Below are 12177 nucleotides of genomic sequence, written 5' to 3' on the forward strand. Positions count from 1 at the left end.
CCGGGAAGAAAGTGATGACTTCCCGGTGAACAGTGAAACAAAAAAGCCCTGTCACAAAGACAGGGCTTTTTTGTAGTAGTTGTCTCGTCCTGAATAAGGTTTACACCTTCTGGCTTCTTATCAGGAGGGTGCAATGGATTCGGGCGCAAAACGCAGTCAACGCGATTACACGCTGACTTTTAAATTGTCGGTTGTCGACCAAGTCGAAAAAGGCGAGTTGAGTTATAAAGAGGCTCAACGGCGCTACGGAATTCAGGGTCGGTCGACGGTGTTGGTTTGGTTACGCAAGCATGGTCGGCAAGACTGGAGCCAAGGCGCCTCCATTCGTTCCCAAAGGAACCGACCGATGGACGAGCCCACTTTGCCCTTAACTCCCGAGCAGAGAATCAAAGAGCTTGAGGAGCAGTTGGCGCTGGCGAATCAGAAAGCCAAGTTTTTTGAAGACGTGGTGGACGTACTGAAGAACGACTACGGCGTTTCTGTCGTAAAAAAGCGGCCCGGCAAGTCGTTGCGCAGACCCAAACCCTGAGTGTCAGCAGGGCTTGCCAGTTTATGGGGATCAGTCGCCAAGCCTTTTACAAACGTAATCGCGTCTATCGGGCTCGTATCGAGCAAGATCAGAAACTCATCCAGTTTGTGCAGACAATCCGAGTACGCCAACCCTGCATTGGCGCCCGCAAATTGCACTCGTTGATGCACGCGGAGCGTGAGAAACAGGAGCTGCATGTCGGCCGCGATCGGTTATTGGCGGTCTTGCGTGATTACCGCCAACTGGTCCGCAGGAAGCGGGCTTATCACAAAACGACCGACAGTCATCATCACTTCCGCTGCCATCCCAATCTGCTCAAACCAGGCCCGTCGCAAGTTGTCGCTACCGGTCCGGAACAGGTCTGGGTGGCCGATATCACTTATCTGTCCACCAAGCGTGACGATCCGGTTTATTTGAGTCTGGTGACGGATGCCTTCTCGAGAAAAATAGTCGACTATCACGTGCATAGCAGCTTACATGCCGACTCGGTGGCTCAAGCCTTGCGCATGGCTTTGAAGACGCGTCGAACATGCCAGAAACTGGTTCATCACTCAGATCGAGGTGTGCAGTACTGCTCGGCGTTTTATCAAAAGCTCCATGCCAAGCATGGCATCACGTGCTCAATGACTGATGGCTACGACTGCTACCAAAACGCCCTGGCAGAGCGGGTCAACGGCATCTTGAAGACAGAGCTCTTGCTCCACCGGCCGACAGACTTGGCGCAAGCAGAACAAATGGTGCGGGAGGCGATCTTGATCTACAACCAGGAGCGCCCGCACCTGTCCTTAAAATACAAAACGCCCGATGCGGTGCATCGGGCGTTAGGGTGAAACAGGTGTAAACCTATTTCAGGACTAGACAAGTTTTCAGAACACCACGCCTTGGCTGCGCAGGTAGTCGTCGTAGGTGCCGCTGAAGTCGGTCACGCCGTTCGGGCTCAGCTCGATGATGCGGGTGGCCAGGGACGATACGAACTCACGGTCGTGGCTGACGAAAATCAACGTGCCCGGGTAGTTTTCCAGCGCCAGGTTCAGCGCCTCGATCGATTCCATGTCCAGGTGGTTGGTCGGTTCGTCCATCACCAGCACGTTCGGCTTTTGCAGGATCAGCTTGCCGAACAGCATGCGGCCTTGCTCACCACCGGAAATCACTTTCACCGACTTGAGGATTTCGTCGTTGGAGAACAGCATGCGACCCAGGGTGCCACGGATCACTTGCTCGCCCTGAGTCCACTGACCCATCCAGTCGAACAGGCTGACGTCGTCTTCGAAATCGTGGGCGTGGTCCTGAGCGTAATAGCCCAGCTCCGCGCTTTCGGTCCACTTCACCGAACCTGCGTCCGGGGTCAGTTCGCCCATCAGCGTGCGCAGCAGGGTGGTCTTGCCGATACCGTTCGGGCCGATGATCGCCACGCGCTCGCCGGCTTCAACTGTGAAGCTGAAGTTCTTGAACAGGGTCTTGCCGTCGAAGCCCTTGGACATCTGCTCGATGGTCACAGCCTGGCGGTGCAGCTTCTTGGTCTGTTCGAAACGGATGAACGGGCTCACGCGGCTCGATGGCTTGACCTCGGCCAGCTGGATCTTGTCGATCTGCTTGGCGCGGGAAGTGGCCTGCTTGGCTTTCGAGGCGTTGGCCGAGAAGCGGCTGACGAACGTTTGCAGTTCGGCGATCTGGGCTTTCTTCTTGGCGTTGTCCGACAGCAGTTGCTCGCGGGACTGAGTCGCCGCGGTCATGTACTCGTCGTAGTTGCCCGGGAACAGACGCAGCTCGCCGTAGTCCAGGTCGGCCATGTGGGTGCAGACGCTGTTCAGGAAGTGACGGTCGTGGGAAATGATGATCATGGTGCTGTTACGCGCCGTCAAAATCGTTTCCAGCCAGCGGATGGTGTTGATGTCCAGGTGGTTGGTCGGTTCGTCGAGCAGCAGCACTTCCGGATCGGAGAACAGTGCCTGAGCCAACAGAACACGCAGCTTCCAGCCCGGCGCGACTTCGGTCATCGGGCCGAAGTGCTGTTCCAGCGGAATGCCCAGACCCAGCAGCAGTTCACCGGCGCGAGATTCGGCGGTGTAGCCGTCCATCTCGGCGAACTCGGTTTCCAGCTCGGCCACGGCCATGCCGTCTTCTTCGCTCATTTCCGGCAGCGAGTAGATGCGATCGCGCTCGGCCTTGACCTTCCACAGCTCTTCGTGACCCATGATCACCGTGTCGATCACGGTGAATTCTTCGTAGGCGAACTGATCCTGGCGCAATTTACCCAAGCGTACATTCGGCTCCAGCATGACCTGGCCGCCGGACGGCTCGAGGTCGCCGCCGAGGATCTTCATGAAGGTTGACTTGCCGCAACCGTTGGCGCCGATCAGGCCGTAGCGGTTGCCGCCATTGAATTTGACCGAAACGTTTTCAAACAGCGGCTTGGCGCCGAACTGCATGGTGATGTTAGCTGTAGAAATCAAAGGTTTTTCCTGCGAAGCGTGCTGAGTAGCGAGGGTGCAGCCGGAGCGCTTGGCCCGAGTCGAAGTGCGCTGAGGCGGGGCAATCCCGTCATCAACCAAGGGGGGCGCGTAAAGTTTGGCGGCGATTGTACTGGTCTGGCTCTTTAAACGATAGGGCGGTGACATTCCGATTGCCGTTTGGCGCAATCGCGAGACAGTTTTTCACAGATGAAGGTTCACTATTGGTTACAAACTGTGGCTAAAATGCCATCCATTCACCCAATGCCTTGTCCGGCATGGGCTCAAGGATGCGCCACCGGGACGTTTTTTTTGATTTCAGACCACTGCCACAGACCTTGGGCCACAGCCCGAAAGGCGCGCAGTTTGTTCACCTCTGACGTGTGACGATTTCCGTGAAACTCATCATTGCCGCTGTATATGTCATTTCCATTGCGTACGTTCACCTGCGCGGTCGCGTACGCCACAAACTCGGTCGTCAACTGAGCGATCACTCTTCGTTCCTGGCACCGATCAACTGCTTCCTTTATCTGTTCTCGAAAAAGCCCAACACGCCTTACCTTGATCCAAAGGACTTTCCCGATCTGACTCCGTTGCAGACCCACTGGGAAGAAATCCGTGAAGAAGGTCGTAACCTGCTGCGCGCCGGCGAAATCAAACGTTCCAACCAGTACGACGACGTCGGTTTCAACTCGTTCTTCAAGACCGGCTGGAAGCGTTTCTACCTGAAGTGGTACGGCGACAGCCACCCGTCGGCGCTGCAACTGTGCCCGCGCACCACCGAACTGGTGCAGAGCATCGGCTCGATCAAGGCTGCGATGTTCGCCGAGCTGCCGCCGGGCTCGAAACTGGTGCGTCACCGCGACCCGTACGCCGGTTCCTACCGTTATCACCTGGGCCTGGAAACGCCGAACGACGCCGGTTGCTACATCAACGTCGATGGCGAGAACTATCACTGGCGCGATGGCGAAGCGGTGATGTTCGACGAGACGTTCATTCATTACGCGGAAAACACCACCGACCAGAACCGCATCATCCTGTTCTGTGACATCGAGCGCCCGATGAAGTATCGCTGGGCGGCGGCGTTCAACCGCTGGTTCAGCCGCACCGTGATGTCGGCGGCCGGTGCGCCGAACGATGCGGGTGACCGCACCGGTGGCATCAACCGGTTATTTACCAAAATCTACAAGATTCGCCTGCGCGGAAAAGAGCTCAAAAAGCGCAATCGCAAACTCTACTACATGGAAAAGTGGGCGATCTTCGGCGGTCTGCTGGCGATCTTCATCCTGATCTGACGAATCGGGCGACTGTTAAAGACAGTCGCCCGATTTCATTTTCATGAGGCCTTTTTGGTTTTCTTCGCCGCTGTTGTCTTGCTGGCGGTCTTCTTCGCCGGTTTGGCCGGAGCTTTTCCGCCCAAGCTGCGCTTGAGCAGTTCGGTCAGGTCGATAACATCTGCGGTTTTGCGCTCTTCTTCTGCAGAGACGGTCTCAACGTCTTCGATCTTGCCTTCATGGGCCTTTTTGTCCACCAGCGCCATGATCTTGTCTTCGAACTCGTCGTTGTAATCCTCGGGCGTCCAGTCCGCTGTCATGTCTTCCACCAGCCGTTTGGCCATGTCCAGTTCGCCTTTGGCCAGTTGCGGCTTGGTCACTTCGCTGCCCAGCTCAAGTTCGTCCAGGCTGCGCACTTCCTGCGGCCAGCGCAACTTCACCAGCACCAGCGCCGACTCCAGAGGCATAAGCGCCGCCAGGTATTGACGCGTATGTAAAACCACTCGGGCGAGGGCGACCTTCCGGGTTTTGCTCAGGGTTTCACGCAGCAAGGCGTAGACCTTGCCGCCGCGCTTGTCCGGAGCCAGGTAATAGGGCGTGTCGATGTTCTGCAGCGGGATCTGTTCACTGTCGACAAAGGCGAAGATATCGATGGTCTGGGTCGAAACCGGGTGTGCCGAGCGGATCTCTTCTTCGCTGAGCACCACATAGCGGCCTTTTTCGAACTGAACACCTTTGACGATGTGCTCCTTGGTGACTTCCTTGCCAGTGACCTTGTTGACCCGTTTATAGCCGACCGGGTCCATGCTGCGGCTGTCGAGCCAGTCGAAGTCGACGCCTTGGGATGACGTCGCCGAGACCAGCGCCACGGGGATGTGGACCAGACCGAAACTGATTGCGCCTTTCCAGATTGCCCGAGCCATGTGCTGTTCTCCGAGTGATGTTCGGGTGACCCGTGGCCCGGCGTAAAAGTTTCCGTTGTTTGCTGGGTGCCGCTAAACGTCAGGTCAAGCCGTGTTACATCTTGTTTAGCGGTGACGGGTTAACAAATGCGAACCCACGGCGTAGCGTGGACTCGAAGGCTCTAGTCCCTGCGCACCGAAAGAGGCCGTTCATGAACCGTTTCCTGCTTGGCATTGCGTTGCTCGCCCTCAGTGGCGGGCTGGTTCACGCCGATGGCGCAATAAGCCATACATCGCTGTTGCTGGCACAAAGTCCGACCGGCAACAGCAACAACCCCTACAACAGCCCGATCCGCCGGGCGAATCCCAACAGCATGCAGGGCACCCAGCCCAGTGCTCCGCCTGTTCGCGGGCCGAATACGGTGCCTGTGCCACGGCCGCCGACCCTGGAAAACCGCGGCATCGGCAATGGCCAGCCGCTGCGCTCCGTGCCGAGCACGCCACCCACCTTCATCCCCAACCCTCCAGCCCGTGACAGCGGGAGCAACCGTTGAATGGCAGAACCGCTTCTGTCAGCCCTTCAAACGAACAAAAGGAATCGTGCATGTTGCGTAAAACCCTTCTGGCTGGCCTGTGTGCCACTGCACTGATCACTGCCCCGGCGTTCGCCGCCGCTCCCAAAGAACTGCAAAGCGAGCAGGGCACCCTTGAAGTCACAACGATTACCCAGGGCCTCGAGCACCCATGGGCCCTGGCCTTCCTTCCTGATCGCCAGGGCATGCTGGTGACCGAACGCCCCGGCAACCTGCGCGTAGTGGATGCCGACGGCAAGCTGTCTGCGCCGATCACCGGTGTGCCGGACGTCTGGGCCAAGGGGCAGGGCGGATTGCTCGATGTGGTGCTGTCACCGGATTTCAAACAGGATCGCCTCGTGTACCTGTCCTACGCCGAGGGCGGTGGTGCAAGTGACAAGGCCGGAACGGCGGTGGGGCGCGGGCGCCTGTCGGATGACCTGAAAACCCTGAAGGACTTCAATGTGATCTTCCGCCAGGAGCCGAAACTGTCGGTCGGCAATCACTTCGGCTCGCGGCTGGTGTTCGACCGGGACGGTTATCTGTTCATCACCCTGGGCGAGAACAACGACCGCCCGACCGCGCAGGACCTGGACAAGCTGCAAGGCAAGGTCGTGCGGATCTACCCCGACGGCAAGGTGCCGGACGACAATCCCTTTGTCGGCCAGTCCGGCGTACGCCCGGAGATCTGGTCCTACGGCCACCGCAATCCCCAGGGCGCCGCACTCAATCCATGGACCGGCACCTTATGGGAAAACGAGCACGGCCCGCGCGGCGGCGATGAAGTGAACATCATCGAGCGCGGCAAAAATTACGGCTGGCCGCTGGCAACCCACGGCATCAACTACTCCATGCAACCGATCCCGGAAGCCAAGGGCAAGACCGCCGAAGGCACGGTCGGGCCGCACCATGTCTGGGAAAAATCCCCGGGCGTCACCGGCATGGCCTTCTACGATGCCGATCGCTTCAAACCCTGGCAGCATAACGTGTTCATCGGTGCGCTGGTGACGCAGGAGCTGATCCGCTTGCAGTTCGACGGCGACAAGGTGGTGCATGAAGAACGCTTGCTGGGCGAACTGAAACAGCGGATTCGTGACGTGCGTCAGGGGCCGGACGGTTACCTGTATGTGCTGACCGATGAGTCCGACGGCTCGCTGTACAAAATCGGACTCAAATGAACCCTTCACGCGGGTGAGCGAGCGTAAAGCACCACCGCCGCCCGCAATTTTCCACGACCGAAGCGGCACATTTTCTCGAACTCCCCATGGCTGACCGGCACGTGCTGGCAGTCCATGGGCTGGCGATGCTGGCTGTGATCGACATCCGGGTCGTGCAGGTAGACGAAGTCTTCGTCGCAGTCGGTGACGATCACCCAGTGCGGCGACTTGGAACGGGTTAGCCGATAGCTGCTGATCAGCACCAAGGGCTGGCCACCGTTGGCCAGCAACGTGGGTAAATCCAGCGCTACGCCGCTGACTTGATCGACATCGGTGTCGTTCAGTTGTGCCATGAACTCGTCATGCACCAGGCGCATGACGTCTTTTTTATGCGCGTCACGGACTCCGTCGAGAAACAGCGGCCCGCTCATGCTCAGTTGCAAACGCACTTTAAAACCCCGGCGCCACGCTGCCAGTGCCAGACCCTGTGGGCTGCAACCGCCATGACCAGCCGTCATGAACACCGTGGTTGCCTCACGCCACAACTGCAATTCCTCGCGCCGCTCAAGCAAACGTTCGGCCTGCAACGCACCCATGGCCATCATTAAGCAGGCCGGGCCGCAAGTGAAGTCGGTGGTTTGTCGGTAATAGGGGACCTTGATGTTGCGTGAGTCGCGGTGCTGGAGAATGCGTTTCTCCAGGCGCAGCGCGTCGGCGTGATCCTCGTAGTAGTCATGGATCAGCGCAAAGTGCCGGTAACCGTTGCGCTCGTACAGGGCGATGGCGGCCGGATTGTCGGTGCGCACTTCCAGACGCAGGTAGGCGCAGTCGTGCTCGAGCGCGCACGCCTCGATCCGTTGCAGCAGTTGCTTGCCCAGACCACCGCCGCGCGCCTCGGGGGCAATCGCAATGGAATACAGACGGGCCAGCGAGGTGCCGCGATGAAACAACACCAGCGCATAACCGGCCAGTTGACCCTCGCGTTCGGCCACCCACAATTGCCCGTGGGCCCGGGTGATCATCCATTGGAAACTGCGGCGGGTGAGCCGGTCCGTGGTGAAACAGTGCATCTCCAGCGCGAGCAACGCTGGCAAATCCTCAATGACCGCCAGCCGAAAAACAGCATTCATATGACCACCGTAAAAGTTGCGTAACGAAACGGGACTTTCGAAAAACTTCGTGCTTAATAGAAAAGGTCTTGTTCTCCAACGGATCAATTTCTATGTCAGCGGTACAGGGTCATTGGCGCGAAGTATCCAGTCAAAGTTTGCCATCGGCAACTTATTTAAAACCGCAGATCAGAACTTCCAGTCAAGTGTTGATCATCGTCGAACGCAAGGAAGACTGGGCCTCGTATTTCCCCAGCGAAGACATCCTGACGGCCCAGGAATACCTCGAACAGCCCCCCGACAGCGAGCCGGGAAAACGGGTGCAGGTGATCAACCTTTGCCGCAGCTACAAGTACCTGGGCCACGGTTACTACTGCTCTCTGCTGGCTGAAGCCCGAGGGCACAAGGTGATTCCGTCGGTACGCACCATCAGCGAGCTGACCCGAAAATCTCTTTATGGCCTGGCACTGGATGACCTGGATAAAACCCTGGAAAAAGCCCTCAGCCATCATCTCTACAGCGACACTGAAGGTTTTACGCTGACACTTTATTTCGGCAGAACCCATATCGAGCCGTTGCAGGATCTGGCCCGGCAATTGTTTGAAGTATTTCCGTGTCCGATTCTGTTAGTTGAGTTTCGTCGAACTAACGGCTGGCACATCGAAGGAATAAAGTCTGGCGCCTTGCACAAGTTGCGCGACGATCAGGAAGATCAGTTCGCCAATGCGCTGGACGGCTTCAGTCGCAAGATCTGGCGTGTACCGCGTTCGCCGCAAGTAGCGCGATATGACCTGGCGATCCTGCATGATCCGCAGGAAGCCTTGCCACCGTCCAATGCCCGCGCACTGGAAAACTTCGTGCGGGTCGGCAAGGGCATGGGCATCGATGTCGAGCTGATCGAACGCAAGGACTACGCAAGGCTGGCCGAGTACGACGGCCTGCTGATCCGCGAGACCACCAGCGTCGACAACCACACCTACCGCTTCGCCAAGAAGGCCGAAAGCGAAGGGCTGGTGGTGATGGACGACCCGACGTCGATCCTGCGCTGCACCAACAAGGTCTACCTCACCGACCTGCTCAACAGCCATCAACTGGGCATGCCGGCCACGGAAATTCTCTACAAGGAGCGACCCGAAGACTTCGAGCGGGTCGGCGAACGCCTCGGTTTTCCGCTGGTGCTGAAGATCCCTGATGGTTGTTTCTCCCGTGGCGTGATCAAGGTCGAGAGCCAGCAGGCCTTGCTGGAAGCCACCGCCGAGCTGTTCGAACACTCGGTGTTGTTGCTGGCTCAGGAGTTTTTCTACACCGAGTACGACTGGCGCATCGGTGTGCTCAACCGTAAACCGATCTTTGCCTGCCAGTACTTCATGTCCAAGGGTCATTGGCAGATCTACAACCACAAGGCCAAGGGCCAGGATGTCAACGGCGAATGCCGCACGCTGGCCATCCACGAAGCGCCGCGCGCGGTGGTGGAACTGGCGGTGAAGACCGCCAACCTGATCGGCGATGGCTTGTATGGCGTCGATTTGAAACAGGCCGGCGACAAGGTGGTGGTGATCGAGGTCAACGACAACCCTAACCTCGACGCCGGCATCGAGGACGCCTACCTGCAGGACGACCTGTATTCGCTGGTACTTGAAGAGTTCGTGCGACGCCTCGAACTCAAACGTCGTGGTCAGGCCTGGTGAGCGGCCGATGATCAACAGCTTTGCACTCAATCACGGCGCCTTGCAGCGGGTCGAGCGGCTGGACGCCGAGGTGATGCTGTTCAGCGACCCCGACGCCGCCGAGCGCGACTTGCTGCACAGTCACTTCAAACTCGATGAACACGCGCTGGCCTCGGCGCTCGACCCGGACGAGGTGTCACGGATCGAGTTTCACCCCGATCATCTGTTCCTGATCTGGAAACGCCCGGAAAACTATTCCGGGGGCGGCAGCCTGGCATTCGAGGTGTCGTCCTGCGGTTTGCTGTTTTCGCCGAGCCAGTTGCTGGTCATCGCCACAGACGACACGCCGTTGCACGGTATCGGCACACGTCAGCCACTGAACACGCCGCTGGATGTGTTGCTGGACCTGCTGTTCAACAACATCCATCACTACCTCGGGCATCTGAAGGTGATCAAACTGGTCGCCCGGGAGTTGCAGCAGAAATTCAACGCCTCGATGCAAAACCAGCATCTGGTGCAGATGTTCAACCTCAGCGAAAGTCTGATCTATTACATCAACGCCCTGCACAGCAACGGCGCGGTGCTCACGCGGCTGCGCAATCACGCGGAAAAACAGCATTTCGGCAGCGAGGCGATCGGCCTGATCGACGACCTGATCATCGAAAACAACCAGTGCTACAAGCAGGCGGAAATCTATTCGACGGTGTTCTCCGGGCTGATCGACGCCCGGGGCAACCTGATGAACAACAGCATGAACAACCTGCTGCGCAAACTGACGCTGATCAACGTGGTGTTCCTGCCGCTCAACCTGATTGCGAGCATCGGCGGCATGTCGGAGTTCAGCATGATGACCGCCGGGACGCCGTGGTGGGTGTCGTACCCGTTGTTTCTGGCGGCGATGCTGCTGGGGGCGGGCGGGATGCTGTTCGGGCTCAGGCGTCTGGCGAAATGACCGGTGCCGAACGCTCGCGATCCTGCAGGCCCCGGACCACCAGGTACAACAACGGCCCGACCGAAACAAATACCGCCGTCAGCAACAGATACGGCACCACCGACCAGCCCGACTGCCCACGCTTGCGCGCATCCTTGTACATCCAGATGCCGGCCAGGGTCGCCAGCAGGTAGAGGTCGATCACCACTTGCGCCGTGTCGGGCCGCGACATCAGGCTGATGCCGAAGTCGATCAGCGACTGTTCGGCCTGAAGCATCACGGAAACGGTATAGCCGCCAAAGGCGATCAAAGCGGTGAGGGGCAGGGCGATGGACATCAGGTATTCCTTCCTTGGGCAGATGAGTCGGAATTTCAAGTTGCGCAGCTATCAGCCGTTGGCAGTTGCCAACGGCGTTGAAGCGTTCAGGGCAGCAGTGGGCGTAGAAAGCTGCGCTCGTAGCTGATGATGAACTTCTTTTCGACCAGATCGGCCACCAGCGCCGTGCTTTCGGGGTCGGTCAGTGCGATGTGGCGATAGCTTTCGTAATCCGCCAGCGACGGGAAACTGAACAGGCAATACGCGATATTGCTCGCGCCTTCCGAGGGCAGGAAGTAACCATGATGCGTTCCTCCCAGCCGTTCGACGATGCCGAGCCAGGTCTTGGCGTAGGCCTCGAATGCGTCCAACTGATAGGGGTCAATGACGTATCTGACGTGGCAGGTAATCAAGGCTGCGGCTCCTTTGCAGATTATTCGGGTATTGCCACGCCAATCTTGTCCGAGGCCGACCAGATGCGGAAGCGCACTTCGACGTCCTGCGGTGCGTAAATCACGATCGGCAGCTTGCTGTTGTAGCGCACGGTGAAACCGTCACCGATCACCGGCACGAACGCTCGCTTTTTCTGGGTGCCGGGCGGGCAGGCCATCAGCGTGCTCATCGGGCCGCTGACTTTTTCCAGGCGGTAGAACGGATAACCCCAGCCTTCGAGGTTTTTCTCTTCGAGGGTGCCGCCCAGGCGTTGGCGGTTGCAGTCGACTTCGAGGGTCTTGCCAGCGAGGATTTCGACTTTGAAGTTTTCTTCCTGGGCCTGCTGCGGCAGGTGGATGACTTGGCGAGTGAAGCCCGCTTCGGCCTTCGGATAAGGCGCGGTGTCTTCAAGTTTGGCGGCGTGGGTGAGGGTGGACAGGCTGGCGAGCATCAGGCCGGCCGTCGCGCGGACGGTGAAATTTCCCATTGAAGCCTCCTGGCGGGTGTACGTTGGTTGACGGGCATTCTCACTGTCACAGGCGATGAATGCAAACCGCCAACCGCATGCAAATTGCAGTGCCTGCACGATCGAATCTTGCATTTTGCAACTGGCCAGTTGCCTGCACTTTGGCCAAGTCATTGATTTGCAAGGAGGTGAATGCAACCTGATGAAAGGCACGTTTTATGCGTTGATTTGGTGCAGCGCACCGAGTTCGGGCGCCTACACTCCAATGGGCATTTCGCAGTACAGCCGCTTGTCACATCCAGGGATTCAGCGGGGATACACCCGTGGGAAGCCGTGGCAACGGTCAACGTGAATACTTGATTGGCAGTCTCA

12 protein-coding genes are annotated in these 12177 nt (G+C 58.3%); 6 read left to right on the forward strand and 6 right to left on the reverse strand.

The annotated features are described in order from the left end of the window. Window positions 1-133 precede the first annotated feature (133 nt). A protein-coding gene (locus ACEN93_RS02010) for an IS3 family transposase (RefSeq protein ID WP_495610962.1) occupies window positions 134-1359 on the forward strand; the annotation gives its coding sequence in 2 pieces (ribosomal slippage) (window positions 134-485 and window positions 485-1359; 1227 coding nt in all). A 36-nt stretch (window positions 1360-1395) separates the two neighbouring features. On the opposite strand, the gene ACEN93_RS02015 is transcribed toward ACEN93_RS02010, so the two are convergent. Continuing rightward, complete coding sequence (locus ACEN93_RS02015; protein WP_039768209.1) at window positions 1396-2982, reverse strand: ABC-F family ATPase; 1587 nt, start codon at window positions 2980-2982, stop codon at window positions 1396-1398. Between the two features lie 392 nt (window positions 2983-3374). Here ACEN93_RS02015 and lpxO point away from each other — a divergent pair, with 392 nt between their 5' ends. Beyond that, window positions 3375-4274, forward strand: coding sequence for a lipid A hydroxylase LpxO (gene lpxO / locus ACEN93_RS02020; protein ID WP_039768931.1), 900 nt, complete (start codon window positions 3375-3377; stop codon window positions 4272-4274). A 41-nt stretch (window positions 4275-4315) separates the two neighbouring features. Here lpxO and ku read toward each other — a convergent pair whose 3' ends face one another. Continuing rightward, window positions 4316-5176, reverse strand: coding sequence for a non-homologous end joining protein Ku (gene ku, locus ACEN93_RS02025; RefSeq protein WP_039768210.1), 861 nt, complete (start codon window positions 5174-5176; stop codon window positions 4316-4318). Between the two features lie 191 nt (window positions 5177-5367). Between ku and ACEN93_RS02030 the strand changes: the two genes are divergently transcribed. Both ACEN93_RS02030 and ACEN93_RS02035 read left to right on the forward strand, forming a co-directional pair. Beyond that, the gene (locus tag ACEN93_RS02030) at window positions 5368-5709 is read left to right on the forward strand and encodes a hypothetical protein (protein ID WP_163975123.1); all 342 of its coding nucleotides are present in this window, start codon (window positions 5368-5370) and stop codon (window positions 5707-5709) included. A gap of 50 nt (window positions 5710-5759) precedes the next feature. Further along, the gene (locus ACEN93_RS02035) at window positions 5760-6905 is read left to right on the forward strand and encodes a PQQ-dependent sugar dehydrogenase (RefSeq protein ID WP_495610963.1); all 1146 of its coding nucleotides are present in this window, start codon (window positions 5760-5762) and stop codon (window positions 6903-6905) included. A 5-nt stretch (window positions 6906-6910) separates the two neighbouring features. Here ACEN93_RS02035 and ACEN93_RS02040 read toward each other — a convergent pair whose 3' ends face one another. Continuing rightward, a complete protein-coding gene (locus ACEN93_RS02040; RefSeq protein WP_039768214.1) occupies window positions 6911-8014 on the reverse strand; it encodes a GNAT family N-acetyltransferase/peptidase C39 family protein in 1104 nt (367 codons plus the stop codon). 92 nt (window positions 8015-8106) lie between these two features. On the opposite strand from ACEN93_RS02040, the gene ACEN93_RS02045 reads away from it, so the two are divergent. Together ACEN93_RS02045 and ACEN93_RS02050 are read left to right on the forward strand one after the other, a co-directional pair. Continuing rightward, complete coding sequence (locus ACEN93_RS02045; protein ID WP_074690672.1) at window positions 8107-9681, forward strand: RimK family ATP-grasp domain-containing protein; 1575 nt, start codon at window positions 8107-8109, stop codon at window positions 9679-9681. A 7-nt stretch (window positions 9682-9688) separates the two neighbouring features. Next, window positions 9689-10612: a magnesium transporter CorA family protein gene (locus ACEN93_RS02050; RefSeq protein WP_490843245.1), complete on the forward strand. Its 924-nt coding sequence runs from the start codon at window positions 9689-9691 to the stop codon at window positions 10610-10612. Here the strand turns inward: ACEN93_RS02050 and ACEN93_RS02055 are convergent. From ACEN93_RS02055 to eco, 3 genes are all read right to left on the reverse strand, one after another. Then, the gene (locus ACEN93_RS02055; RefSeq protein ID WP_039768217.1) at window positions 10593-10931 is read right to left on the reverse strand and encodes a DUF2834 domain-containing protein; all 339 of its coding nucleotides are present in this window, start codon (window positions 10929-10931) and stop codon (window positions 10593-10595) included. The two genes, ACEN93_RS02050 and ACEN93_RS02055, sit on opposite strands and share 20 nt — an antisense overlap. An 83-nt stretch (window positions 10932-11014) precedes the next feature. Then, a complete protein-coding gene (locus tag ACEN93_RS02060; protein ID WP_039768220.1) occupies window positions 11015-11320 on the reverse strand; it encodes an NIPSNAP family protein in 306 nt (101 codons plus the stop codon). Window positions 11321-11340: 20 nt separating this feature from the next. Then, window positions 11341-11826 carry a serine protease inhibitor ecotin gene (gene eco, locus ACEN93_RS02065; RefSeq protein WP_039768221.1) on the reverse strand — a complete coding sequence of 162 codons (486 nt, stop codon included), beginning with the start codon at window positions 11824-11826 and terminating at the stop codon, window positions 11341-11343. Window positions 11827-12177: the final 351 nt, after the last annotated feature.

The sequence above is a fragment of the Pseudomonas sp. Pseusp21 genome (assembly GCF_059492145.1).

Excerpts from the sequence above, each read along its gene's own strand:
- ku (WP_039768210.1), bottom strand. The coding sequence starts at position 5,176 with ATGGCTCGGGCAATCTGGAAAGGCGCAATCAGTTTCGGTCTGGTCCAC.
- ACEN93_RS02030 (WP_163975123.1), top strand. The coding sequence starts at position 5,368 with ATGAACCGTTTCCTGCTTGGCATTGCGTTGCTCGCCCTCAGTGGCGGG.
- ACEN93_RS02035 (WP_495610963.1), top strand. The coding sequence starts at position 5,760 with ATGTTGCGTAAAACCCTTCTGGCTGGCCTGTGTGCCACTGCACTGATC.
- ACEN93_RS02040 (WP_039768214.1), bottom strand. The coding sequence starts at position 8,014 with ATGAATGCTGTTTTTCGGCTGGCGGTCATTGAGGATTTGCCAGCGTTG.
- ACEN93_RS02045 (WP_074690672.1), top strand. The coding sequence starts at position 8,107 with ATGTCAGCGGTACAGGGTCATTGGCGCGAAGTATCCAGTCAAAGTTTG.
- ACEN93_RS02050 (WP_490843245.1), top strand. The coding sequence starts at position 9,689 with ATGATCAACAGCTTTGCACTCAATCACGGCGCCTTGCAGCGGGTCGAG.
- eco (WP_039768221.1), bottom strand. The coding sequence starts at position 11,826 with ATGGGAAATTTCACCGTCCGCGCGACGGCCGGCCTGATGCTCGCCAGC.